Origin of the sequence: Exiguobacterium sp. s193 (assembly GCF_018618755.1) — a bacterium.
Taxonomy (GTDB): Bacteria; Bacillota; Bacilli; order Exiguobacteriales; family Exiguobacteriaceae; genus Exiguobacterium_A.
In genome coordinates, this window is the sequence record NZ_JACSMR010000011.1 from 66,223 (window position 1) to 88,984 (window position 22,762).

Annotated in this window: 30 protein-coding genes; 9 read left to right on the plus strand and 21 right to left on the minus strand. The window is 50.0% G+C overall.

Going from position 1 to position 22,762, the window contains the following annotated elements:
• The gene (locus KNQ04_RS12625) at positions 1-1,224 is read left to right on the plus strand and encodes a hypothetical protein (protein ID WP_214851137.1); all 1,224 of its coding nucleotides are present in this window, start codon (positions 1-3) and stop codon (positions 1,222-1,224) included.
• Here KNQ04_RS12625 and KNQ04_RS12630 read toward each other — a convergent pair whose 3' ends face one another.
• The 7 genes from KNQ04_RS12630 to KNQ04_RS12660 form a co-directional block, all read right to left on the minus strand.
• Entirely contained in the window at positions 1,225-1,455 is a 231-nt protein-coding gene (locus KNQ04_RS12630) for a hypothetical protein (protein ID WP_214851138.1), read from the minus strand.
• Positions 1,456-1,553: 98 nt separating this feature from the next.
• Entirely contained in the window at positions 1,554-1,877 is a 324-nt protein-coding gene (locus KNQ04_RS12635) for an antibiotic biosynthesis monooxygenase (RefSeq protein WP_088837154.1), read from the minus strand.
• 68 nt (positions 1,878-1,945) lie between these two features.
• Entirely contained in the window at positions 1,946-2,572 is a 627-nt protein-coding gene (locus KNQ04_RS12640) for a hypothetical protein (RefSeq protein ID WP_214851141.1), read from the minus strand.
• Between the two features lie 104 nt (positions 2,573-2,676).
• Positions 2,677-3,381: a nucleotidyltransferase domain-containing protein gene (locus KNQ04_RS12645; RefSeq protein WP_214851142.1), complete on the minus strand. Its 705-nt coding sequence runs from the start codon at positions 3,379-3,381 to the stop codon at positions 2,677-2,679.
• 1 nt (position 3,382) lies between these two features.
• The gene (locus tag KNQ04_RS12650; protein WP_214851143.1) at positions 3,383-3,865 is read right to left on the minus strand and encodes a hypothetical protein; all 483 of its coding nucleotides are present in this window, start codon (positions 3,863-3,865) and stop codon (positions 3,383-3,385) included.
• A gap of 30 nt (positions 3,866-3,895) precedes the next feature.
• The gene (locus tag KNQ04_RS12655) at positions 3,896-4,180 is read right to left on the minus strand and encodes a hypothetical protein (RefSeq protein ID WP_214851144.1); all 285 of its coding nucleotides are present in this window, start codon (positions 4,178-4,180) and stop codon (positions 3,896-3,898) included.
• 122 nt (positions 4,181-4,302) lie between these two features.
• Positions 4,303-4,692: a hypothetical protein gene (locus tag KNQ04_RS12660; RefSeq protein ID WP_235195149.1), complete on the minus strand. Its 390-nt coding sequence runs from the start codon at positions 4,690-4,692 to the stop codon at positions 4,303-4,305.
• 157 nt (positions 4,693-4,849) lie between these two features.
• Between KNQ04_RS12660 and KNQ04_RS12665 the strand changes: the two genes are divergently transcribed.
• Positions 4,850-5,233 (plus strand): hypothetical protein, encoded by a 384-nt coding sequence (locus KNQ04_RS12665; protein ID WP_214851145.1) that lies wholly within the window; start codon positions 4,850-4,852, stop codon positions 5,231-5,233.
• A gap of 89 nt (positions 5,234-5,322) precedes the next feature.
• Here the strand turns inward: KNQ04_RS12665 and KNQ04_RS12670 are convergent, their stop codons facing one another.
• The 6 genes from KNQ04_RS12670 to KNQ04_RS12695 all read right to left on the minus strand — a co-directional run bounded on the left by KNQ04_RS12670 (position 5,323) and on the right by KNQ04_RS12695 (position 10,912).
• Complete coding sequence (locus KNQ04_RS12670) at positions 5,323-6,639, minus strand: MATE family efflux transporter (RefSeq protein WP_214851146.1); 1,317 nt, start codon at positions 6,637-6,639, stop codon at positions 5,323-5,325.
• The gene (locus KNQ04_RS12675) at positions 6,633-6,971 is read right to left on the minus strand and encodes a hypothetical protein (protein ID WP_214851148.1); all 339 of its coding nucleotides are present in this window, start codon (positions 6,969-6,971) and stop codon (positions 6,633-6,635) included. Before KNQ04_RS12675 ends, KNQ04_RS12670 begins: the two co-directional genes overlap by 7 nt.
• A 106-nt stretch (positions 6,972-7,077) precedes the next feature.
• Positions 7,078-8,250: an IS200/IS605 family element RNA-guided endonuclease TnpB gene (tnpB, locus tag KNQ04_RS12680; protein WP_214851150.1), complete on the minus strand. Its 1,173-nt coding sequence runs from the start codon at positions 8,248-8,250 to the stop codon at positions 7,078-7,080.
• A gap of 328 nt (positions 8,251-8,578) precedes the next feature.
• A complete protein-coding gene (locus KNQ04_RS12685; RefSeq protein WP_214851152.1) occupies positions 8,579-9,490 on the minus strand; it encodes a methyl-accepting chemotaxis protein in 912 nt (303 codons plus the stop codon).
• 155 nt (positions 9,491-9,645) lie between these two features.
• Complete coding sequence (locus KNQ04_RS12690) at positions 9,646-10,404, minus strand: glucose 1-dehydrogenase (protein WP_214851154.1); 759 nt, start codon at positions 10,402-10,404, stop codon at positions 9,646-9,648.
• Between the two features lie 61 nt (positions 10,405-10,465).
• On the minus strand, positions 10,466-10,912 hold the full coding sequence (locus KNQ04_RS12695; protein ID WP_214851156.1) for a hypothetical protein: 447 nt from the start codon (positions 10,910-10,912) through the stop codon (positions 10,466-10,468).
• A 118-nt stretch (positions 10,913-11,030) separates the two neighbouring features.
• On the opposite strand from KNQ04_RS12695, the gene KNQ04_RS12700 reads away from it, so the two are divergent.
• A complete protein-coding gene (locus KNQ04_RS12700) occupies positions 11,031-11,759 on the plus strand; it encodes an SDR family oxidoreductase (RefSeq protein WP_214851157.1) in 729 nt (242 codons plus the stop codon).
• Between the two features lie 41 nt (positions 11,760-11,800).
• On the opposite strand, the gene KNQ04_RS12705 is transcribed toward KNQ04_RS12700, so the two are convergent.
• From KNQ04_RS12705 to KNQ04_RS12720, 4 genes are all read right to left on the minus strand, one after another.
• Positions 11,801-12,796 (minus strand): LLM class flavin-dependent oxidoreductase, encoded by a 996-nt coding sequence (locus KNQ04_RS12705; protein WP_214851160.1) that lies wholly within the window; start codon positions 12,794-12,796, stop codon positions 11,801-11,803.
• A gap of 67 nt (positions 12,797-12,863) precedes the next feature.
• A complete protein-coding gene (locus tag KNQ04_RS12710; RefSeq protein WP_214851162.1) occupies positions 12,864-13,556 on the minus strand; it encodes an ABC transporter ATP-binding protein in 693 nt (230 codons plus the stop codon).
• Between the two features lie 96 nt (positions 13,557-13,652).
• Complete coding sequence (locus tag KNQ04_RS12715; RefSeq protein WP_214851163.1) at positions 13,653-14,039, minus strand: hypothetical protein; 387 nt, start codon at positions 14,037-14,039, stop codon at positions 13,653-13,655.
• 47 nt (positions 14,040-14,086) lie between these two features.
• A complete protein-coding gene (locus KNQ04_RS12720) occupies positions 14,087-14,500 on the minus strand; it encodes an Rrf2 family transcriptional regulator (RefSeq protein WP_214851165.1) in 414 nt (137 codons plus the stop codon).
• Between the two features lie 131 nt (positions 14,501-14,631).
• Between KNQ04_RS12720 and KNQ04_RS12725 the strand changes: the two genes are divergently transcribed.
• Positions 14,632-15,258 carry an NAD(P)-dependent oxidoreductase gene (locus KNQ04_RS12725; RefSeq protein WP_214851167.1) on the plus strand — a complete coding sequence of 209 codons (627 nt, stop codon included), beginning with the start codon at positions 14,632-14,634 and terminating at the stop codon, positions 15,256-15,258.
• A gap of 58 nt (positions 15,259-15,316) precedes the next feature.
• On the opposite strand, the gene KNQ04_RS12730 is transcribed toward KNQ04_RS12725, so the two are convergent.
• A complete protein-coding gene (locus KNQ04_RS12730) occupies positions 15,317-15,799 on the minus strand; it encodes an NUDIX hydrolase (RefSeq protein ID WP_214851169.1) in 483 nt (160 codons plus the stop codon).
• Between the two features lie 106 nt (positions 15,800-15,905).
• Between KNQ04_RS12730 and KNQ04_RS12735 the strand changes: the two genes are divergently transcribed.
• Entirely contained in the window at positions 15,906-16,265 is a 360-nt protein-coding gene (locus tag KNQ04_RS12735; protein WP_214851170.1) for a hypothetical protein, read from the plus strand.
• A gap of 12 nt (positions 16,266-16,277) precedes the next feature.
• The gene (locus tag KNQ04_RS12740; protein WP_214851172.1) at positions 16,278-17,003 is read left to right on the plus strand and encodes a site-2 protease family protein; all 726 of its coding nucleotides are present in this window, start codon (positions 16,278-16,280) and stop codon (positions 17,001-17,003) included.
• Positions 17,004-17,078: 75 nt separating this feature from the next.
• Here the strand turns inward: KNQ04_RS12740 and KNQ04_RS12745 are convergent, their stop codons facing one another.
• Positions 17,079-17,498 (minus strand): universal stress protein, encoded by a 420-nt coding sequence (locus tag KNQ04_RS12745; protein WP_214851173.1) that lies wholly within the window; start codon positions 17,496-17,498, stop codon positions 17,079-17,081.
• A gap of 291 nt (positions 17,499-17,789) precedes the next feature.
• On the opposite strand from KNQ04_RS12745, the gene KNQ04_RS12750 reads away from it, so the two are divergent.
• Together KNQ04_RS12750 and KNQ04_RS12755 are read left to right on the plus strand one after the other, a co-directional pair.
• Positions 17,790-18,332 carry a recombinase family protein gene (locus tag KNQ04_RS12750; RefSeq protein WP_214851174.1) on the plus strand — a complete coding sequence of 181 codons (543 nt, stop codon included), beginning with the start codon at positions 17,790-17,792 and terminating at the stop codon, positions 18,330-18,332.
• A 76-nt stretch (positions 18,333-18,408) separates the two neighbouring features.
• Entirely contained in the window at positions 18,409-18,957 is a 549-nt protein-coding gene (locus tag KNQ04_RS12755) for a DUF4256 domain-containing protein (protein ID WP_251137040.1), read from the plus strand.
• A gap of 72 nt (positions 18,958-19,029) precedes the next feature.
• Here the strand turns inward: KNQ04_RS12755 and KNQ04_RS12760 are convergent, their stop codons facing one another.
• Complete coding sequence (locus KNQ04_RS12760) at positions 19,030-20,688, minus strand: methyl-accepting chemotaxis protein (RefSeq protein ID WP_214851176.1); 1,659 nt, start codon at positions 20,686-20,688, stop codon at positions 19,030-19,032.
• Between the two features lie 123 nt (positions 20,689-20,811).
• Here KNQ04_RS12760 and KNQ04_RS12765 point away from each other — a divergent pair, with 123 nt between their 5' ends.
• A complete protein-coding gene (locus tag KNQ04_RS12765) occupies positions 20,812-21,375 on the plus strand; it encodes a DedA family protein (RefSeq protein ID WP_214851177.1) in 564 nt (187 codons plus the stop codon).
• A gap of 122 nt (positions 21,376-21,497) precedes the next feature.
• Here KNQ04_RS12765 and KNQ04_RS12770 read toward each other — a convergent pair whose 3' ends face one another.
• Positions 21,498-22,727, minus strand: coding sequence for a chloride channel protein (locus KNQ04_RS12770; protein WP_214851179.1), 1,230 nt, complete (start codon positions 22,725-22,727; stop codon positions 21,498-21,500).
• Positions 22,728-22,762 lie beyond the last annotated feature (35 nt).

Below are 22,762 nucleotides of genomic sequence, written 5' to 3' on the forward strand. Positions count from 1 at the left end.
ATGCGCATACGGTTCGTGTTGGCACTCTGCCTCGTATTCTTGAGTGGCTGTGCTGAAGATCCGGACCCGGTTCGGTTCAGCTATGTACCGGACCTGTACGATACGTTAAACGTCAGCGACTTCAAAAGTGCCGATCCGAAACTGGGTAGCGTGATTCAAGAAGTCTGCCATCAAAAAAAGGTCAAGCCACCAACACAGTATACGGTGGGTGACCATTATTACGTCTCGCTCGTGAACATCGGACTGTTCGTCGAAGGCATGCGGGCGACGTACATCGAGTCGGACGGTCAACCGTATCTCTATTGTGATGACATGCGACATCGACCGACGTTCCATTCGTTAACGAAAAAACAAACTTCGTTTTCAACATCGGACTTGACGAAACCGGTGAAAAAAATTGAAATCAAAGCCGTCGATTCAAAAAATCGCCAACTGTACAGCCATCTGGTCGACAAGGTACGTAAGTCGCAAAGGCAGTTGGTGTTGCCGACGACAGGCTACCTCGTCATCCGGGCGAAAAATGATCAGACGGGCGAAACGAGCGTCACGAATGTGATGGAATTGACGCCGTTCGCCCACGGGACGCCACACTTCGTGTTCATCGATAAGGCGTACATGGACGACCGATACCAGATTCGTCTGCATCTGCTTTCGGACGGAATGAATATTTTGGCGGAAGAGCCGGTTTTCGCGGCAACGGACGCCGTCAAAGCGAAATTTTACCCGGCAGCCCCGAACAATCAGGGCAAGTATGGATCGCTGCATGTCACAACGCCGTCAGGAGAACGGTCGCGTTATACGTTGACCGTCAGACAGGAGTCCGAACTACCGCAAGGCATCAAGCTGCTACCGGATGACGACGACAGTTCGGAGTCCCCCCACCATGCCGTTTTTCATGATCGTCCGTTTCCAAAGGTCGACTATACACAAAAAACAACCTATGACGAATTAAGCGAGCAGGAATTCCTGATGACATCCGTCGAGGAAATGAAGACGTTGACCGGCTTGATTAAGCAGAGTCAGGTCGCAGAGAAAAAGGGAAAACTCGCAGAGCGGTCGTATTTGACGCTCTTTAACGGAGATCAAGCACAACAGTTTCGGATCTATCTCGACCGACGTGTCAAAAAGACGGATATCTACCTGGAAGACCGGACGCGGAAAATCAGCTTTAAATTGACGCCAAAAGCACGGGACTTACTGCTCGACTCCTATCAGATTGACTGATCAGAACAAAAAATGCTGCGTCACATAGATGAGACCGCATACGAGGATGAAGACGATGCCTTCTTGCAACCATTCTGCACGGGACAGCGGTTCCCGTAAAAACGAGGCGCAGCCAATCAGGATGGCAAAGAAATAGAGATAGACGAATCCACCTGACAGCAAAAAACCAAGGATCAATACCATGCCGAATACTACGGTCATACCGGATACGATCAGTTTCCGTCGCGTCATTCCGCTTCACCTCTGTTGTCCGTTTTAACTCTTTTACCCGTTTCTGCAAAAGAACATGTAAAAAGCCTGACATCCGAAGAACGGGTGTCAGGCTTTTTTTAGAGATGTGGATGATCGGCGACGACGGCATATTCCGTCACGGCATTTGAGAGGACAAGTGGTTTGACTTCAGAAGTCCCCGCGTCGCGTTTTTTATGGACGCCTTTATACGCTTGGCTCGCTTGCCAGGCGTGAAAGTCTGCTTGTTTCCCCCAGGTCGTCATGATCGTCACGACATCGTGTTCGTCCTGACTGATGTCGACGAGCACTTGCATCCGGATAAATCCTTCCATCTGCTCAATCCCTTTTGTCGTCTTAAAGCGTGCAGCCACCTGATCGGACTTCCCTTTGACGACACGTAGTTGATTCATTACGATCCACATACCGATACCTCCCTTGTTCACTGCTTCTAGTATACCGAACGAGAAAGCGAGTGCCCACTCCCGATGCTTCAGTCGATGCTGTTCGACAGGGAGCGGAAGCGTTCTGTACCCGAGGCGTCGACCGCATGGAGGTCAAAGAACAGTGATTTCGGAAAAGCTTGCGGGAGCTTTTGAATCGTATGGAACCGTTCCTTCGTTGCGACGTCTAAAGTTCGGGTCATCGCTTCGATGGCATGGGTCTGTTCCGCTCCGTTCGTCAGTGAAACCTTATAAGGCGCGATCGTCAGGTGATCGATCAGGCGACGGTCATTTTCCCCGACAACAATCAGGAAACGGCCGGTGTCCGTATCGATGACCTCCGCTTCCGCCCACTCTTGTCCGCCGTGTACGGTGCGGCGTGTGACATGGGTGACGACGTAGGCAGCTTCTTGCCGCCGTATCACAATCAAATAGCGGGTTGTCTTCGTCTCCGCATAAGCGACCGCTTGTGTGTCACTCAATGCTTCGGTCCAGTAAACTTCTTTCGGGACAAGTTTGAATGCTGCCTTTTTGTGTAAACTTTCGACGACGGCATGCGGTGTTAACTCAGTCATCGGTTCATGGAACGCAGCGGAGTGGTGATCGCGTTGTAAAAATAAGAAACAACCGACCCCGATGAGGAAACTGCTGATGAGCCAGGCAAGTTGTTTCTTCATGAATTGTTCTCCCCTTATGTAAGCGATGGTCCGTTTAACCGACTGACGGTCTTATCTATTTCATTAGCATAACAAAGACCCGCTCGCCGTAACAAGAGCAGGTCTTATTTCCCGATGGAGAATCCATCAAAGTGTCGTCCGCCATGTTGCGTCAGCCACATCTCGATTAACGAAATGACGGCTTGTTTCTCATCAAAACGGAAGTAACGTTCTAAAGCGTCCGTGAAACGGTCAGCATCTGCTTGACTGAGGGCGGCGAGTTCACGCGGCAACCATTTCCCTTGACCAATCCAGCGTCCGGATGCTGTTAAGTAAAAAGTGGCGGCTTGATCGTAAAGACGCGCCGCGATGGCGAGTCCTTCCGTCCGGTCCTCTACCCCGATGAAATCATCGAGCATATCCGTCAAAAAATAGCGATGTTGGTTTAGTTCGTTGACCGACCAAGGTGTTGGTCCGGCAAGCAGTTGACGTGCCGCTTCCGCTTTTAACCGGTCGATGAGTGCGTGCACCCGGATTGGCACCGCTTCCGCGACCATCCGTTGCAGGGAGGGGCGTCGACGCGCCCGATCCGCTTCGAAAAAGTCGGCAATCGTCGCTTCCGTATAAATGAACGCTTCGACGGGATGTCCGGCATAGAAAAATGATTCCCGGTAAGTGCGTGATCCGTTCGGCAGGATGACAATCAGGTCGATGTCAGACGTTGCTGTCGCCCGACCGCGGACATGACTGCCGGCAATCAAGGCGGCTAATGATTCAGGGTATCGTTCAGCCACGAGTTCAGTCGTAAGTGCAAGGATTTCTGGATTCATATCATTCTACGATCCGGTCTTGGAATAGAGCGTTATCACTGGCGAAAACGGCAAGCTCGTCCCCGGGTACGGCGACGATTGAGGCGGTCGTCTCGGCATTGACCCGTAAATCGACGGTCCAGGATTCGTAATATGTGTCCGAGCCATTGACAACAAGTGTCTTCCCGGAACTGAACGTAAGGAATAGGTGCGGAATCGTTTTCCCGATCCGGACAGCTGTAATCCGTTCAGTATGTAACGTGACGACGAGGTGTAACATCTCTTCTTTCGTCATATGACGGACGACCCAATCTTTTGAAGATTCGACGTCCCCGTAATAGAGGCGGTCCGTTTCAATCCGTAACGAGATTTCCGGATTCATCGTGTCATATAAGTTGATGAAGTCGAGGCTGACGAAACTCGCCAAGTGGATTGTCGAGAGCTGGGTTCCGGTTAAGTAAGTCGTTAAAAGCTTTCGGGCAAGTTGGTGATCTTCTTTGTTCATATGTAGACACCTCTTCATGTAAGTTTTAAGTCAGTTCAAGATGATTTCCAGTCCATACATCACCGTCATCAGTAAGGTCATCGCAAGTAGCAGACACACTAACACGATTTGCAGGATGCTCGTATACACGTGCCGCACCTGACTGAGTGGTACGATTGAACAGGCCGACAACAAGATCCCCGTGTAAAACAACCAGCTGAACGGATGGGTAACGACGGTCCGGAAATAGCCGCCCAAGACGAGGCTCGAGGCGATTAAATAGAGAATCGAGGAGCTGACGACGACAGGGCTCAATTGACGCAATACGCGATTCAAGGGTGTTCCTCCTCTTAAAAAAATGTTTCTTCCAACAAATTTACCACATATTAGCAAGTCGTGGGAGTCCTAAAGAAAAAAGGAATCCTATCAGCCGCGATAGCATTCCTCTTCCGACAGACTCAGTCTGCTTTTTTTAAGATGTTGAGCAACCACTTTTGCAGGTCTTTTCCGCCTTCGTAAAAAGAGCTGTCCCGTAATTCAAAGGTGTGGCCACCTTGTTTGATTGCTTCGTTAAACGTATCTCCGAGATCCCGGTTCTCCCACTTGCGTTCATCATTCAAGTATTTAAAGCCGAAGTTGCATTCGACGTTAAAAATAATGTGGAAGGGTTCTTTAAATGAATTGACGGCACGAACCATCTCGAGCAGGATCATCCGCTTCGGTGTCGATTGTTTAATCGTATCGATCGTCGTCGTCCGGCGCCCGTGAAACTCGACGACGCGGACGGCCCGGCCCTGGTCTGCTTTAAAGTCATAACTTGTTCGAATCGAGACGATAATTTCTCGCATACTTTCTGTCATATCCTCACTGCCTTTCTTTCGTCTTCGAGTATACCACCTGCCCCTGCCTTCCTTGAAGAAAAAAATGTAGTGTTCCGACTTAAGACGGATTGTGCACTGCCATAATTTGTATTAAAATGAAGGAAATGACGAAAGGAGCCTTGTTTTGAAACCGTTATTTTCCATTATTCTGACTGTTTGTCTAGTCTTCACCGGTTGTTACTGTTCGCTTGAAGCACGGACAGACGACCCGCATTTCAAATCACGGACACGTTCAATCTCGTCATACCATACGTTCGATATTGAATTTTCACATGGACTCCGCGCCGATCAAGTCTCAAACCGCACCGTCACCGTCACTGATTCGACGGGGGAACGGATGCAAAATGAACTCGTTGTCATCGATGGGAAAGAGTTGCGGATTAAACCGCCACGCTCCGGTTATCGCAAAGGACGACGTTATATCATACATATCCGTGATTCGATCGATGCCCGGAAACAATTGAAAACAACGACTGTCCGCGAACGGATTTTCACTGTTGATCGTTAACAGGGGGATTCGTTTTCTTTTAGAATGATTCGATGCGTACATCATCTTCAGCAAACAAAGTATTCATGTGACACCCTACCGTGTGCCGCTCAGGCGTGTGCGGGAGGGTGCTTTTTTTGCGTACGACGTTCTGCCAAATGAAGCGAACCGGATCGCACCAGTCCAAAGCCGATGAACGCGAGCCAGACCCCGTGGTTGCCGATCCAGTTCACAGACAGCAACAGCACGGCAAATGTGATAAACCCTTGAATCATCGAATTTCGGACCGGTTTACCTTCAGTGCGTCCGGCGAACACGCCTTCGTACAGCATCGCAAATCCGCCGGTCAACGGGAAAATCAGAATCCAGTTATAGTAGACACTCGCGATGAACAAAAGTTCCGAGTCAGCCGAAAACAGGCGGAGAAACGGTTGTTGGCATAAAAACAACAGGATCATGATCAAGACAATCGATGCCAGTCCGAACTGGCGGGTCAGGCGGACACTTTGCTGATAACCCGCGTTATCGTCATGCCCCCGCGCCCGTCCGACCAGAATCGTCGTGGCACTGCCGAGCCCGCCGAACCAGTATGCGATGACATATTGCATCTGTAATAAGATTGCATTGACCGCCAGCATGTCCGGTCCAAATGACGCTCCGGTCCGGGTGAACCAGCCGGTAACAAGTAAAAGAAAAATCGTTCGGATGAACAAATCGGCGTTGACCATAAAAAATTTCCGATAGTCCTGAAGGTGGAACAACAATTGCCAGTACGCTGGTTTAAAGACCAGTTGCCGGACAATAAACGTTAAGGCCAAGAGCACGGTTCCGATTTCGGCAACCAGTGACGCGGCGGCGACACCGGCAACACCGTAATCGAGACCGATTACGAAGACGACGTCAAGCGCGATGTTGATGAGATTACTGACGATTTGAATCATCAGCGCCCGCTTCACCTGTCCCTGCCCAATCAGCCAACCAAGTACCGCATAACCAATCAAGACAAACGGCGCCCCGTATATCCGGTAGTCGATGTATGTATTGACGTCAGGCAACAACGATGCGGGTGTCGCCAACAAGTATAATCCGGCAGAGGTCAAAGGAGAGCGGCACAAAAGCAAAATCAAACCAATCATCAGACCCAGTAGGACCGGGCGGTATAAAGCGAACTGTAAGGCGGTCTCATCCTGTTGGACACTTGCTTGTGCACTAAAACCGGTCGTGCTGACTTTCAAGAATCCGAAGAGCCAGTAAATCGTATTAAAAAAGACGGCGCCAAGAGCAATCCCGCCGATTGCTGCGGCATCCCCCGTCTGACCGATTACGATTGTATCCGTGACTCCGAGTAACGGTGTCAAGATACTCGACAAAATCAAGGGATAGGCCAGCACGCCATACTGGCGGGCGGTAACAGGTGCCTTCACCACGATGCTGCCTCAATCAACGTGTTGGTGTAAAGAGAACGGCCAGGATTCGATTGGTTGACCGTGTCGGACGAATCAATGATCCACCCCGCTTGCAACACAAGTATCTCATCGTCCAAGAGCGTATCGGGTCCGACAGCAGGCAAATCACCTGTCAGGTAGTCTTCCGATTCATTTGAGTAAAGATTCAAGTGCAGTTGATGACGATGGGATTGTCCAAGCATCGTCCGGTTCGGATGAAAGGTGCCGGCTGAACATTGGAAAGCGGCTAAAGTATAACGACGTCGAGTCTCATAACGGACTGAGACATGCTCGACTGTCAATAACGCGGACATCTTCATGCCTCCTTTTGTAATTGGCGATTAGTTGAACTACCTCCACCTATGCTTCGCTTAGAGGTGGAGGATTCCTGAGTCATCCGACCTAACGGTCGAAACCTGATCAGGCTAACCCCGTCGTCCCGACGGTTGAAGAAGCTAAGAGGCGTTCAGCTTCTCGTTTGAGGTTCAGTCCTGCATTCACATCGCGGTCGTGATGGATGCAGCAACTCGGGCATGTCCATTCACGCAAGCCAAGATGTTTCACGTCTTTGTGTTGATGTCCGCAACGGGAGCACAGTTGACTAGAGGCGAAGGTCTTGCCGACTTTCACGACGGTCTTTCCGTACCATTCCGCCTTGTATCCGAGCATGCGGAAGAACTCCGACCAACTGACATCGGAGATGGACTTGCTCAACTTGCGATTCTTCTGCATGTTCTTCACTTGCAAGGTCTCGATGCCGATGACGTCGTGGTTTTTGACGATCTCGGTCGATACCTTGTGCAGGAAATCGGTTCGCTTGTTCGCGATCTTCTCGTGGATGCGGGCGACCTTCCGCTTCTGCTTCTGATAGTTCTTCGCCTCGGAAAGTTTCACTTTCTTGTCCAAGGCCAACCGTTGACGACGAGAAAGCTTGCGTTGCTCGCGCGCCAGCTTTTTCTCAAGCGAACGGAAGTAACGGTCGTTCTTGTATACCGTGCCGTCCGACAGGATGGCGAAGTGCTTCAACCCGACATCGACGCCGACGGATGAGCCCGTCTTCGGCATTTCGTTGCTCTCCTGCTCGACGAGCAGGGAGACGAAGTATTTTCCTGAAGCGTTCCGCCGGATGGTCGCGTTCAAGATGCGTCCGACGACCTGCCTCGAATGAGCGAAGCGCACCCACTTCAGCTTTGGAATTTTGATTTTGGTGCCGACGATCGAGACTTCTGGAAGTTGAGACTTGCCTTGGATGTTCGTCTTATACGATTGAACGGGATTGCTCTTCGTCTTGAAGCGGGGTCGTTCGTTCTGCTTCTTGAAGAAGCGGTCAAAGGCATCAGCAAGATGCTTGACGCTCGTTTGAACAGACATGCTATCGACTTCCTTCAGCCAGTCGAATGCCTGCTTCAACGACGGGAGTTCTTTCGAACAAGACCCGTAGGACAGTCCTTTCCCTGTCGCTTTATACGTCTCATCCCACTTCGCCAAGAAGTGGTTGAAGACGAAGCGCGAACAACCAATCGTCTTCGCGATCAGGATTTCCTGCTCTTTTGTCGGGTAGATTCTGAATTTGTAGGCCTTGTGAGTCAACATGATGTTCACCTCCTTACAAAGGATATACCCGAAAGAGAGGGTGGCGATTCATCTCCCACTTTCACTCGGGCTTCACCCTGATCGTTTAGAAGTGGGCGTATTCTCGCCTGATTTTGATAAAAACTCGGGCGTCAACGACGGACCCTTCTTTCATGATATACAACGTATCCGAAGAATGTAAGGCATAAGCTGATGTGCGGGCGACCCCTATTTCAGTAAGGTCCTTGTTCAGAGTATGGCGTAATGATTTCACTACAAACAAAAAACTTCCTTTCGGTTCTCCTGTCTAGAGACCCACAAAAGGAAGTTCTGGTAGCATGTGTTATTTTCACAGGACATTAACAAAATCGTTCGCTTGACGCTCAAGTTGCTTAGCGGAGTCAGCGAGTAACTCAAACTCGCTGACGGCGTGTTCCAACTGCCCGCTGCTCGTCTGGACTTTTGTTGAAATCTGTTCGATGCTCGTTGAGACGGTCTCAATCCGCTTAACGATTCCTTCGATGTTTTCTTTGATTTCGCCAATCGACTGGGAGACTTTATTGGATAAATTCCGGACTTCCGTCGCGACGACGTTAAACCCACGCCCGTGTTCTCCCGCCCGTGCCGCTTCGATTGCCGCATTCAAGGCAAGTAAGTTCGTTTGTGCTGCAATCTCCCGTATCGTTTTGACAATGTCATTGATCGAGTCGGCCTCCGTTTGGAGAGCGACGAGGTTAGCCAAGTTTTTTATCGATTCCGCTTCAATCTGCTGGACGGTCGCGAGAACCTGTAATCCGTCTTGCCGACCGCTATCAGATTTTATGGTCAAAAAAGCGGAAGTCTCATTTAACGCTTCTGCCATCCGGAGCACGTCTTGCTGACGCACCGTAATGTCGGTCGCGATTTTCGAGACACCGATGACACGCCGTCCGTCCCCGAAGATTGGCATATACGTTGCTTCGAGCCATTTACGTCCGCCCTCTGCCGTCCGCCGTTCGATTTTATCTTGATACGTAATCCCTTGCAGTAGTTTCCGCCAAAACGCTTCATAGGCAGCACTCGTGGCAAACTCCGGAAAACATAGATCGCGGTGGTATTTGCCAATCAGTTCCTTCGCCTGATACCCCATCGTCTCGGCAAACAGGTCATTCACATACGCAATTTTACGTTGGTCATCAAAACGGATGATGGCGAGATTTTGTTCGATGGCGCGGATAACGTGTGCATCCGTAACGTGTTGTGTACTTTGCTCAAGGGACATCTCTGAATTCCTCCTTTAGTTGAAAAACGAGAAAACAAAAAGATGACGAGTCGGTCCGTCATCTTTAAGTATTAGCGACTGGATGAGATAATCCTTTAAATCGTCTGAATATTTCTATTTTTATCCATGAGCCGCTAGATTTTACCTCCTTTTCATTAATAGGCACTCCATCCGCCGTCGGCGACGACGATTGCACCATTGATGAAACTTGCTTCATCCGAAGCAAGGAACAAAGCGAGTTGTGCGATTTCGTCAGGCTGTCCGGTTCTAGGATTCAAGCCCATCCCGAGCATCGTCCGTCCCATCCCGAATTCACTGATGTTCGTCATCGATTGTCCGATGTTCGTCTCGACGGCACCAGGAGCAATTCCGTTACACCGAATCCCTTCTTGTGCATACATGAACGCCGTATTTTTCGTCAGACCGACGACGGCATGTTTGGAGGCGGCGTACGCAGCACCGGCACGCGCCCCGTTTAGTCCGCCGATCGAGATGTTGTTGATGATGTTTCCTGAACCTTGTGCACGAAATAAAGGAATCGCGAGACGCATCGTCCGCATGACCGCCGTCGTGTTGATGGCGAGGACGCGGTCCCAGCGTTCATCCGACAGCTCGTCGACCCCTTCCATCCCGTCCATGATTCCGGCATTGTTAACGAGAATATCCAATTGTCCGTAAGCCGCTAACGTCTCGTCAAACAGTTGTTTGATTGCTTCAGCAGACGTGACATCCGTTTTGATGGCGGTTGCTGTCCCGCCCGCTGCTTCAATCGCCGCAACGACTGTTTTCACCCCGTCAAGCTGAATATCAGACACGATGACGCGTGCCCCTTCAGCTGCAAACCGTTCCGCGATTGCCTTCCCCATTCCGGACGCTGCCCCCGTCACGATGGCTACTTTCCGTTCGAGTCTCATGTTTTCTCGTCCTTTCTGCTTAAACACGACGATTCTACTCGTCTTTACCCGTTTCGACGTATCATTTCACTTCAATCACGAAAGCCGAGTTCCCGTCCCCTTGCTTCCAATCAGCGATGACATGATACACATAGATTCCGCGCGCATCAGGTGCTTTGAGTTGTTCGTCTTGCAGCGGAACCGTCTGAATCGTCTCTGCATCTTGCCACTGTTCGATTTTTAAATCGTCCGGCGTAGGACCGTCATGAAAGGCAATCGTAATCGGTGAAGCCGATCGGACCACGGTCGGCTTCAATTTTTCTGTCATTTCGAGCGGGTTCGTATAGATATAGTCGACACATTGTCTCCGTATGAGACCATGCCAGCAATAGGACCCTTCCTGCGTCGGGATCGTTTGGCTTCCGACCGACACGTCAGGAAGCGGCGGTTGATTTCGGAATGGTTCGATGATGAAAATCAATCCAATCACAAGTAAGATGACGATTAAACGAATCGTCCGTCGTTTCATACGAACCAGCTCCTTTTTTTCATAAGTGTCCTCCATAGGTTTGTCTTTATCCAAAACAGGCAATAACTCAAAAGTGAGCATAAATCAGTGAATCAACTACTACAGGAGGTTATCAATCATGGCTGAAAATAAAGTCGTCATCATTACAGGTGCATCAAGTGGTATCGGGGAAGCCACCGCGAAGTTACTTGCGAAGAATGGTGCAAAGCTGGTCCTCGCGGCACGTCGTGAAGATCGTCTGAAAGCATTAAAAGAAGAAATCGAGCAACTCGGTGGTCAAGTAGTCTATCAAGTGACGGACGTGACGAAGACGGAGCAACTCGACCAACTCGCGAAACTGGCGCAGGAGACATATGGTTCAGTCGATGTTCTCGTCAACAATGCCGGTCTGATGCCGTTATCGCAACTGCATAAAAACAAGCAGGATGAATGGGATACGATGGTTGATGTCAACATTAAGGGTGTTCTTTACGGAATTGGTGCGGTCCTTCCGTACATGCGAAAACAAAAATCAGGTCATATCATCAACATCTCGTCCGTCGCAGGTCACGAAGTCATGCCGTCAAGCGCTGTCTACAGCGGGACGAAGTTTGCCGTTCGTGCGATTACGGAAGGTCTCCGGAAGGAAGAGTCGGTCGACAATAACATTCGTGCGACAATCATTTCGCCGGGAGCCGTCGATACGGAATTAAAAGACCACATCACGGATGAAGACATCAAACAAGGCATCGGCAACATGCAAGCGATCGATGCCGACGCGATTGCTCGTGCAATCAACTATGCCGTCAGTGAGCCGGATGATGTGTCCATCAATGAAATTTTGATTCGTCCGACATCACAAAAATAAGCGGAGTATACAGGAACGGCCGACACATCGTCGGCCGTTTTTTAGTGCTGTAACATCTGTTTTGCAATCAACCGATACGATTCGAGTCGTTTGTCTTGGTCGTAAGCATTATTGATTAACAAAAATTGATCCGTCCCGTACCGGGTTGCCAACTGTTCGAGTGCTGCTTCGACTTCCGTCGCCGTTCCGACGATGGTCCGTCGCCGGTCGTGTTGGATCCGCTTTAATTGTTCCGGATTCCAGTCCTTCGTCCCGACTGTTTCGGGTGACGGGACAATCGAGTTTCCGAGCCGGATCCCTTGAATCCAGGCATCTTGCGTCGTTGCCAACTGTTCTGCTTCTGTTGTCGTTTCGGCACAGACCGCAAACACACAGACGATGACCGTCGCCTCCTCGAACTGCGCACTAGGAACGAACTGCTCGCGGTAAGTCCGTAATGTCTCTTCCCAGCGGTCCGGATTGATGAAATGACCGAAGACGAGTCCCATCCCCCGTTCTGCCGCGAGCCGTGCACTATGCGGTGACAGACCGAGCAAATAGAGGGGAGCCGTTTGTGTAAGGCGCGGCGTCGTCTTGACGATCCGAAACGGATGTTTTGCTGACAGGGAGTCCGTTAAAAAACCGGATAACTCATCCATCAGCCGCGGGAATTCGGAATATTTATTTTCCTCCCCGTCCGTCAAGGCGCGGCGTGTCCGCTCACTCCCCCCCGGAGAACTGCCGATTCCGAGTTCGATCCGTCCCGGATAAAAAGCTTCGAGTGTCGAAACATTTTCCGCGACTTTTAACGGACGATACTGCGGTAACAAGATACCACCTGTCCCGAGTTTGATCGTTTTTGTCTCACTCCCCATCCGGGCAATGAACAGTTCAGGTGTCGCGCTGAGTAAGCCATTCGTATTATGGTGTTCGGCGAACCAGTAGCGCTTATAACCGAGCTGCTCTGCTGCTTCGACGAGTCGTTTCGTGTATCGCATCGTCTGTTCAATCGTATCCCCTTCATGGAGCGGGACTTGATCGAGTATACCTAGTCGCATCGTGCGTCGCCTCCTTTACTCGTTAAGTGTAAAGGGTCGACCGTCTGAAAACAAAATCGGTGCTCCGTCAGACTGTGACGAGACGCGAATCCGCGATGACGAGTCCGTCCTTCATCTCGATTTTTCGATTGGCGCGGTCGGCAAGCTCCGGGTCATGCGTGACGAACAGGACACCACACCCTTTTTCAGCGTTCAACCGTTTTAAGAGTTGGAAGATGATTTCCCCGGTTTCCGTATCGAGATTCCCCGTCGGTTCGTCTGCGAGCAGCCATTTCGGCTCATGGACGAGCGCACGGGCGACGGCGACACGTTGCTGTTGCCCGCCGGAGAGCTGGGACGGCAAGGAACTGGCTTTTTCTGCAAGACCGACTTGATTGAGTAAAGCAAGTGCCCGCTCCTTCTTATCATAGGCGACTTTTCTACCGAATAACGGGGCCATGACGTTTTCGAGTGCCGTCAACGTCGGAATCAAATGAAACTGTTGGAAGATGAACCCGACGTTCTCGAACCGGAAATCGGATAACTCTTTACTCTTCAGTTGGTTGATCGGTTGGTCACCGTACAGCAGTTGCCCCGTCGTCGGACGGTCGAGTGTTCCGATCAGACTAAGTAATGTTGATTTTCCCGATCCAGACGGTCCGATGATGGAGATGAAATCCCCTGCGTCGAGCGTCAGATTGACGTCGTCAAGCGCCTTCGTTTCGATCCCGTCCCCTGAAAATGATTTCCCGATCGCCTGACATTGAAATGTATCTTTCATACTAAATTCCTCCTTCTACTCGTTGCGTACTGAATTAAATTCGCTCTCCATTTGGAAATTCCTGCAAAAAAAACGACCTTACGGATAAAGGTCGTTTTACGTCGAGATGGAAGGCTGCTTCAATCGTTTAATGCACACTTCATAGGGAATAACATAAAATAGACAGGCGATTAAAGCAAAGCGGATAATCCCTGACAAGTTCAACTGAATATCGAGGGGAGACGCGGCGAATGTTTGATAGCCGCCAATGAACAATAAAATCGAAAGTGCGAGTGTCGTCAAGTAAATTAAGAGGCGTAATGGTAAGCTGTGACGACTCGCAATCCACAACATCGGAATTCCGAATAAAAATGAAAAGAGCGTCACCGCAAATGTCCCGAATTGATACAGGAATTCATTTTCTAAGTTATTTAGTAAGGCATAGCTCGTAAAAAATAAAAACGATAAAATCACACTTACAGCAGAGTAACTGATCAAGCGCATCGTTTATCCTCCTTTAAATCCGCTAGCGGGTCTAAGCTTGAATGTCATTATTTTGCGCCAAGGCGATGAATGACATCGGCTAATGTTTCTGCCGCTAGTTCTGTTTCTAACGCCTGTTGTGCCCGACTGAATGTCGTCTCGAGCGTTGTTTGAATCTCGCGACCGATCGGACAGTCCGGATTCGGTGACTCATGCATCATGAATAAGTCTTCTTTTGGTTCGACGGCACGATATACCATCAGCAACGTGATATTTGCCGGTTCTTTCGTCAAGATGGCTCCCGTCCGCCCTGCCTGTGTCTCTAACAGACCTGCTTTTCGTAAAAGACCGGTCAGGCGACGGATGACGACCGGATTCGTGTTGACACTTCCAGCAATCATTTCGGAAGACAAGGGCTCGCCTTTACTTGAACTGATTAAAGCAAGAATATGAACCGCGACCGCTAATCGACTGTTAATCATTTTTTTCACCACCAGTACTATCAGTTTAGTGAGCAGATGTTTTTTTGTCAATTCCCTTGACAATAAAAAATTATGTAACTAAAATAATTACAGGTACAAGACTTACATTCGTTTGAAGGAGGAGATTTTTGATGAAGATTGCAATCATCGGAGCAAGTGGGAAAGCAGGACGGAACATTTTACGCGAACTGGCAGAGCGAGGTCATGCCTTGACGGCAATCGTCCGTAATGTAACCCGGACGACGCACGACTCCGTCCTCGAAAAAGACGCGTTTGCGTTGACGAAGGACGACCTGTCGGGATTCGACGTCGTCATCAATGCCTTTGGTGCAGCGCCAGGAGATGAACTTCAGCACGTCGAACTCGGTCGCCATTTGATGGAGGCATTGTCAGGAACGGCAACGCGTTTAATCGTCGTCGGTGGAGCCGGCAGCCTGTTCGTCGACCAGGAACAAACGACACGTTTGGCAGATACACCGGATTTCCCGGAAGCATACCTTCCGACGGCGAAAAGTCAGACGCTTAACCTGATTGATTTGGAACAGACGACCGACTTACATTGGACGTTCGTCAGTCCGGCAGCCTTCTTCGATCCGGAAGGTGAACGGACAGGAACGTACCAACTCGCTTCAGACGTCTTGACCGTCAATGCAGCAGGTGACAGTTACATCAGTTACGCGGATTATGCCATCGCCATTGCGGACGAGATCGAACACAACCGCCATGATAAAGAACGTATTTCGGTTGTCTCGAAATAACAGATAGCGCCCGACGTCCATTTAAAAGGACGCCGGGCGCTTTCATGTCATTTTCGATTTAATCCTTTACGTTAAAAGAGGGACGTAATGCCCAAATGATAGTACCTAATTCCTCGAGTAAGGCGCCTGCCCGTTTTTCGATGTTTTCCGGGAGTGCTTCTTGACTGAAGTATGCCAAGTCAAAACTTTCATCATCGTTGATTTGTAAAGTACCAGAAACCTCTTGCGCGTGGAACAGGTGAATCACACTTTCGGTCTGATCTCCGTTCGGATACGTGAACTGGTAGCGTGGCCCGGACCGGACACCGACGAGTTCGACCTTGTCCGTCACAAGTCCCGTTTCTTCATATAATTCCCGGATTGCGACTTCTTCTACTGTTTCACCGAGTTCCATCGAGCCCCCCGGTAATCCCCAATCGTTTGTATCGGAACGGTGTTGGAACAAAAGTTGTCCTTGTTCATTGATGACAAGGATTGTCGCACCGACGCTGATAATTATCCGGTTGCCGATGAATTTTCGTAATTCTGTTATGTAGCCCACGTTTTCTCCTCCTTCGTTACGGTTGCTTCCACTATTACTATACCCTCTTTTGTAAAATACTGTATGATATGAAAGTCAGTTCATTTTACCAAAGGAGTGGATTTTAGTGAAGTCGTTTCCTGAAGAACTAGACCTGTTGTCGTTATTTTCAGTAGAACCGGATGAACCGGTTCCGCTGTTTTATTACGATGAATCGACGTACCGCTTTCAGAATGCCGTCGAACAGTTCATCGTTCGCCTGACACCGGCAAGCGGTCAATTTTCTCTCCAAGTCAATCAGCGTTCCGGTGGTCGACTGCTGTCGCGTATCTCCTTAGAGGCACTTTCATCATTTGAAATCATCCAAGACGACGTGGAAGCTGCACGGATTTTACTGACCTTGGAACAAGACGAAGTCATCCAAACGGTGGAAATCGACGTTCGTCCGAAGTTTCGTCTCATCTTTCAAGAACGATTAATACGTTAAAAGGAGCGGATCATGTCTTATTTCGTATTATTGGGGACTTTTTTGCTGGCGACGCTCCTCCATGAACTTGGACACGTCGCAGGTGCCAAGCTCGTCCGGATACAGGTCCGTACCCTGTCAATCGGGTTTGGTCCCGTTCTCGCGCGGACAACATACCGAGGTGTCACTTACCAGCTTTGTCTGCTGTTACTCGGAGGGTATGTCTTACCGTCTGATGTTGCTGTCAGTCGCACTAGACGAATCGTCTTCATCGCTTCTGGACTAATCATGAGCATCGTTTTCGTCCCGCTTGCATGTCTAGCCGCACTTCCTATCACCGATCCGACCGTTTCGTTTACGGATGGTTGGCATCGACTGATGACACCGTGGCTTACGCATCCGCTTGATTTCCTGTTCGATAGTCTACCATTACTTTTGCCGGATGGTCCCTATACAGTGACGGTTCTGCTTCAATCGCTCGCTGCGACGAGTCTCTTTCTCGGGTTGGCGAACTGTCTTCCGCTGATCATGCTTGACGGGGGACAGCTGCTTTTGCTGTTGTTTGAAGGTCTATTTCCCGGGTTGCGGCAACAAGAACGTAAACTACTCAAAATCAGCTATGTCCTGCTCGGCCTATTGATTGCCGTCCCGATTCTCATTGTATTCGTCCAACACCTCGAGACGACGTATCCGATTCTGTTGGTCGGTGCCTTCGTACTTTACCGTGTCGTCAAACTGTCTCCGAGGGCGCGCCTGTAAATTCAAAAACGGACCACTTTGTGTGCGATAGCAACGAAGTGATCCGTTTTTTGTTAGAACATATTCCCCGTCCTGTCATTTGACGATCATGACAGGGCTTTTAACGCGTTTCGCGACTTTATGGCTGACGCTGCCGAGAACCATTTCCTGAAGCGAGTTTAAACCGCGGCTTCCGATGATCGTCATGTCTGTCGGCTGTTGGTTCGCATGATTCACGATCGCTGGTCCCGGCTCCCCGCGGAGAATCGTGACATAATACGAGACGCCGGCTGCCTCAAGTTTTTCTTCGACCGGTCCAAGTTTCCGCCGTCGCGCGACTTCAAGTGCCGCGCTTCCTTCTGAATGCAACACGTCTTCCCGTGCTTTTGAAAAATCAGCGACGAACACGACCTCGATTTTACTGTCCTTGTCCAAGCGTGCGAGTTTAACCGCTTCTTCCGCAGCGCGGATAGAATGATCGGAACCATCGACGGCCAGTAGAATGTGGTGATACATACAACTCACTCCTTCAGGTTAATGGAATCGTGATACTGTTTAGATTCGACAGCGCACGTAACAATCCCTTGTTGATGACGATCTCGCATGTAAACAAAACCTGATCTATCTGACAAACCCATGCAACCGATCGGTGCAGTCCTTTCACCAATCCCCTGTTTCCCGTATACTAAAAGAGACTTGAATGGTTGGTTTCGTTCAATATCCCTTATACGGAATCAGTCCATTCCCCTATTGGAATGACGTTACAACGATTACTTTAAGAACTTTGAAAGATGTGAGGAGAATTTTATGATTATCAGTTATATGCGTCCGTTTTATGAAGATCCGGAATGTATCTTTCAAAAGGAAGCCGTTCAAGCCTTCAGAGCCGAACGCCAAGTCCTTGAAGAACATGCTTCGTCCAAACGACGGGAAGCGCTCGAACAGTTAATCGCTGCCCTTACGCCGGGTGATGTGATTGTCGTCTCACAACTTTATGTCTTGGCTGACTCGACCCGTCATTTAATTGAATTACTGGAACAAATCGAACAGAAACAAGCGTACCTCGTGACACTCCGGGAAGAAATCGATACGCGCGAGCCGCTCAAGAACTCGTTCCGCGAAGTAGTTGAACACTTGGTCGCCCTCCAAAGTGATGTCATCAGTATGTCGACACGTCAAGGGTTGACGAAAGCAAAGGCGGATGGAAAACAATCCGGACGTCCCCGTAAGGCCGACGCCAACGTCAAACGGGCCATCGAAATGTATCAAAGCAAACAATACAATCTCGTTGAAATCCGTGAAGAAACCGGTATCAGTAAAAGTACGCTCTACCGCTACTTGGAGCAATGACGCGAGGCGCCTTTACAAAAAGAATTGTCTATCACAACTAACGGTACCGTGTACATGGAGAATGGAGGAAGCACCCATGGCTGTAGGAGGAGAAGAAGAGGCGTTACTTAAACAACTTGAAACACGTTTCAAGGAACAGATGCAGCGCCATCCGGACGTTGATTGGAAAGAGGTCGAACGACGGTTACGGGAACAGCCCGATGCCTTAGCGGTCCTTAAACGAATGGAACAGACGGGTGGTGAACCGGATCTCGTCACGAATCCGGACGACCCGACCGTGTTGACCTTTTTTGATTGTGCTAAGGAAAGCCCGAAAGAGCGACGAAGTGGTTGTTATGACCAGCGCGCCCGTGAAACACGTAAAAAAAATCCACCTGCGACGAGTGCGCTCGAACAGGCGGCGGAAATCGGAATCAGCGTATTGACAGAAGCACAGTATCGGCTGTTGCAAACAATCGAACCCGTCGATTTGAAAACTTCGAGTTGGGTTGCGACGCCGTCGCGCATTCGTGACCAAGGAGGGGCGCTTTATTGCGATCGCCGGTATGATACGGTATTCGTCTATCACAATGGGGCGGATTCTTATTATGCGAGCCGAGGGTTCCGCGGTTGCCTGACGCTGTGACGTGAAAAAAGTAAAAAACCAAGCGTTACTCCGCACTTGCGTTGGAGTGTGGCTTGGTTTTTTTGTTTACTGTCAAGTTGAGTTGGCATCTGCGTCAATCGTCCGTTCGAGCAGTCTGACCTGTTCATGGATGCGATCCCCATGACGCTTCAACTGTTCTTGCCGCTCGATGTTCACATTCATTTGAGTATGAAGCGTCCCGCCGTACGTATGTAACGTCAGTAAGGTATGCTGGATGGTTTCGAGGTGCGAGACGACTGCTGGATTCACCGTATTGACGGCGTGGCGCTCGGACTCGACGTGCCGTAACGCTTCTTCAATCCGGGCCGAACCCGTAATCAGCGCGGTCAGTCCGTCCGTCGCTTGACCCAACTGCTGAAACGTATCGTTGATGTGGGCCGTCATCTTCCTTAAATCGTCTTCCATCGCCATGACACTCGCTGTCAATTCGTCGTTGGCTTGATTGATGCTCCGAATCAAGTGTGTCACGTCAAGCGATAGCAGTTCGACTTCTTTTGCGACGATTGCGAACCCCCGCCCCGCCTCACCGGCACGCGAGGCTTCAATCAAGGCGTTGAGTGATAACCGTCGTGTCGCTTCAGCGACACGTTGAATTTGCTCGATCGAGTGGTTCATCGAATCGCTTTTTTCGCTCGTGGTGTGCAATGACTGCAAGACGACATCGGACGACATATGTAACGTGCGTGTTCCGGTTTTCAAGGCATCGAGAATGGTTTGTTCCTGTACGATCTCCGACTGGAACTGGGCGAGCGTCCGTTGACTCTCTTGTAACGAATGGTTCATCCGCTCTAACGATACGGAGGAGGTTTGAAGGAGTTGATCCGTTTCCTCGACGACAGATTCCACTTCACGTGAATGGGCGTTCAAGGAAGTGGCGACTTCTGCGATGGCCGTCACCGATTCCTCTGTTGCTGCGAGCTGGGTCATGAATTCCGGTTGCATCCGTTTGAGCTGGTTACTCGTGTTGCCCAGTTCCCCCGTCAAGCTTGTGATTTGGTCCATCAATTGATTGTACTGAAGCACTAACTGTTCGACCTCAAACGTGTTGGTCTTAAGTGAAAGAGGCCGGTAGTTCCGTTTTGCGTGCGCCTCTTCAATCTTCAGCGAGAGGACGGATAAGGGGGCCAGCTGTTGTTTAATCCGGAAGCGGATCAACAGACTGACGAAAAACAGGACCGCGAGGCTCAACGTCCCGAGTTCGAGCGCCAGTGCCTTGGCAGGACCGATCAGTTGTTGCCGGTCGACAGATAAAAAGACGATCGTATCGAGTTCCTGAATGGATTTCGCCAGGATGAACCGGTCTCCATGCATTACCGTGGTGACGGTTTTCGTTTTTAAGTCGTGCCGGACCGCCTTTTGCTCGGTCTGCGTTAATGTAACGGTCGGGAACACTTGATTTTTCGTACGGAACGTTTCGAACGCAGCTTCATAATCATCTTGCGCAAGATCCGCCAACTGTTGATTTTTCGTCCGTTTCACCGCCTGATCCCGCGCTTTACTCGCTTCCGGATAGGTCAGTGCAATCGCTTTGACGCTCGTATCGAACATCGTCAGTTCCCGTTCGAGTCGCTCCGTCACCGACTTCGTCGATGTCTGATACACTTCATAGACGCTCAGTAAACTGATTGTCAGTAAGCCGATTCCGACTAACGGAATCAGCCACCCGTTCAATTGTTCACTCAGCAATCGTTTTCTTTTTCTAGGTCTCATGGCGCATCATCTCCTCGTCGATTCTATCGGAGAGGGCTACCGTTTCATTTATGAAGGGCGTGTAACGATTCCGTAAACTTCTGGTGCGGCCTGCTGCTACCCGATTTCGAGAGGAGAAATGACATGACCAACTGGCAAATCTGGATGGACCATTATGGGTATCTCGGTGTCTTTCTTGCCCTGTTCGCTCACTTTATTCCGACCGAACTGATCATGAGTTATGCCGGCTTTTTAGTAGCGACGAATCAGCTGTCCTACGTCGTGATGCTCGCGACGGGCGTCACCGGCTTCGTCCTGTCGCAACTCGTTTTGTATGGTCTCGGCTACTTCGGCGGTGAACGGATGCTGCATGTGCTGACGAAGTGGCTTCACGTCCGTCCGGACCGCTTGCAGCGGGCCGAACATAACTTACGCCAGTATGGGGGATGGTACCTGCTCTTGTCCCCGCTCTGGAAAACGATTTTTGCTTTTGGTGCCGGGACGGTCCGGATTCGCTTGACGACATTTTTGCTTTCGACGGCACTGTCCTTTACGGTGTGGTCCTTGATTTTCATGACGAGCGGTTTCTATCTCCAAGAACGCTGGAACCTCGTCGCGACGTTTGCCATCAAACACGTCTCTTGGATGGTCGTGCTCGTCGTTCTTTGTGTGCTCATGATTCGTTACTTCATTCGGAAAAAGGAATAACGCTTCAGCCGATTGATTTTTAAGACCCCCCAATGATGTTGTCTTATAACGTTTAGGATTGTATTAAATAAACCTATGCGATTGAGTAGGATAGGCGAGCCCGAGTTATCCTGGAGTAACCATCAATGCGAATCCACACTCGACCCTTTCCCTTCAATGCGAAGCAAAATTTGTTTAATCAGTAACGCGACGAGTAAGATGAACGGGAAGAATTGGAGTGGAAACAAAAATAATAACAACGTCGACGTGACGAAAGGCTGTTTCAAAATAACGGTGCAGCTCGCAGCAACGGCAACGGCGACAAGCAACCCCGGTGTATAGGGAAACAAGGTAGCGACGGCGAACCCGATTGCCGTGCTCGAGAAAATAGCCGGAAAAATTTTCCCGCCCCGCCACCCGAATGAAAAACAGATATTCGTCAGTAAGGCTTTTCCTAGCGCAAGCAAGATGAGAAAAATAAGGGATTGATCGAGTGCTTCTTTTGAGAAGGCTAAGATTTCATGTTCGCCGGAAAACAAAAAATAGGGCGACCACCTCCCGAATAATCCAATCAAGAGTCCGGCACTTATTGCGAGGCCGAGCGGGGATGGATAGTTCCGCGCAATCGAGTCCGTCAATCGTCCGAACAAGAGGAAGAGGCTTCCGAAACAAGCGCCGATAATAATGGCCGGAAACAGGAAGTATAGGACTTCACGGGTCCAGGCGACTTGCGGTGTACTGATGCCGAAGACGGAGGTCCTTGGAACAAGTTGATTCAACAGCGTAAACGCGAGAATCCCGCATGCCGTCGTGATCGCATACAACAGGGCTTTCGTCAGTTTCGATTGAAAACGCCGTTCTGCAATCCCCTCTTCGATCGCTTCACTGACCCCGACGAATGGGGCATAAAAAATCGTCGCCAACATCGCCCCGATACCGAGCTCAAGAAACTGTTCCTTCTTTTGAATCGTCCACGTCATCCGGTCTCCGACCCAGGTGATCAAGCCTCCTAAAATACTGACGAGTGCCGCTTCCGGTCCGAGACTAGCCCCACATGTCAAGACAATCAACGCGGCACTAAAATTTTTGGTGACCGCCCCGTCGTACGTGACGCGTCCTGTTTCCTGAAATTCATGTAACGTCTCATGCATTGTCTTCGGATAATCACCGACGTACTTTTGAAACAGTCCAATCCATACACCACCCATCAAACCAATCCAAAGAGGATACCAGTTGCTGTCGACGGTTTCCGGAATTGTCGTCCACGTCAGATGAATCATCGCGTTGACGGCGATTAAAAAAAGGGAAGCGATCACGCCGACGACAAGACCTAGGATACAACTGTATATGACGAAGACCAGATTAAATTTCATATCATTCCCCTCCCCCCACAGAGCCGGCTTCGGTT

Coding starts and splice junctions, on each gene's coding strand:
- KNQ04_RS12625 (WP_214851137.1), top strand. CDS start 1: ATGCGCATACGGTTCGTGTTGGCACTCTGCCTCGTATTCTTGAGTGGC.
- KNQ04_RS12630 (WP_214851138.1), bottom strand. CDS start 1,455: ATGACGCGACGGAAACTGATCGTATCCGGTATGACCGTAGTATTCGGC.
- KNQ04_RS12635 (WP_088837154.1), bottom strand. CDS start 1,877: ATGTGGATCGTAATGAATCAACTACGTGTCGTCAAAGGGAAGTCCGAT.
- KNQ04_RS12640 (WP_214851141.1), bottom strand. CDS start 2,572: ATGAAGAAACAACTTGCCTGGCTCATCAGCAGTTTCCTCATCGGGGTC.
- KNQ04_RS12645 (WP_214851142.1), bottom strand. CDS start 3,381: ATGAATCCAGAAATCCTTGCACTTACGACTGAACTCGTGGCTGAACGA.
- KNQ04_RS12650 (WP_214851143.1), bottom strand. CDS start 3,865: ATGAACAAAGAAGATCACCAACTTGCCCGAAAGCTTTTAACGACTTAC.
- KNQ04_RS12660 (WP_235195149.1), bottom strand. CDS start 4,692: ATGCGAGAAATTATCGTCTCGATTCGAACAAGTTATGACTTTAAAGCA.
- KNQ04_RS12675 (WP_214851148.1), bottom strand. CDS start 6,971: ATGTCCGCGTTATTGACAGTCGAGCATGTCTCAGTCCGTTATGAGACT.
- tnpB (WP_214851150.1), bottom strand. CDS start 8,250: ATGTTGACTCACAAGGCCTACAAATTCAGAATCTACCCGACAAAAGAG.
- KNQ04_RS12685 (WP_214851152.1), bottom strand. CDS start 9,490: ATGTCCCTTGAGCAAAGTACACAACACGTTACGGATGCACACGTTATC.
- KNQ04_RS12690 (WP_214851154.1), bottom strand. CDS start 10,404: ATGAGACTCGAACGGAAAGTAGCCATCGTGACGGGGGCAGCGTCCGGA.
- KNQ04_RS12695 (WP_214851156.1), bottom strand. CDS start 10,912: ATGAAACGACGGACGATTCGTTTAATCGTCATCTTACTTGTGATTGGA.
- KNQ04_RS12700 (WP_214851157.1), top strand. CDS start 11,031: ATGGCTGAAAATAAAGTCGTCATCATTACAGGTGCATCAAGTGGTATC.
- KNQ04_RS12705 (WP_214851160.1), bottom strand. CDS start 12,796: ATGCGACTAGGTATACTCGATCAAGTCCCGCTCCATGAAGGGGATACG.
- KNQ04_RS12710 (WP_214851162.1), bottom strand. CDS start 13,556: ATGAAAGATACATTTCAATGTCAGGCGATCGGGAAATCATTTTCAGGG.
- KNQ04_RS12715 (WP_214851163.1), bottom strand. CDS start 14,039: ATGCGCTTGATCAGTTACTCTGCTGTAAGTGTGATTTTATCGTTTTTA.
- KNQ04_RS12720 (WP_214851165.1), bottom strand. CDS start 14,500: ATGATTAACAGTCGATTAGCGGTCGCGGTTCATATTCTTGCTTTAATC.
- KNQ04_RS12725 (WP_214851167.1), top strand. CDS start 14,632: ATGAAGATTGCAATCATCGGAGCAAGTGGGAAAGCAGGACGGAACATT.
- KNQ04_RS12740 (WP_214851172.1), top strand. CDS start 16,278: ATGTCTTATTTCGTATTATTGGGGACTTTTTTGCTGGCGACGCTCCTC.
- KNQ04_RS12745 (WP_214851173.1), bottom strand. CDS start 17,498: ATGTATCACCACATTCTACTGGCCGTCGATGGTTCCGATCATTCTATC.
- KNQ04_RS12750 (WP_214851174.1), top strand. CDS start 17,790: ATGATTATCAGTTATATGCGTCCGTTTTATGAAGATCCGGAATGTATC.
- KNQ04_RS12755 (WP_251137040.1), top strand. CDS start 18,409: ATGGCTGTAGGAGGAGAAGAAGAGGCGTTACTTAAACAACTTGAAACA.
- KNQ04_RS12760 (WP_214851176.1), bottom strand. CDS start 20,688: ATGAGACCTAGAAAAAGAAAACGATTGCTGAGTGAACAATTGAACGGG.
- KNQ04_RS12765 (WP_214851177.1), top strand. CDS start 20,812: ATGACCAACTGGCAAATCTGGATGGACCATTATGGGTATCTCGGTGTC.
- KNQ04_RS12770 (WP_214851179.1), bottom strand. CDS start 22,727: ATGAAATTTAATCTGGTCTTCGTCATATACAGTTGTATCCTAGGTCTT.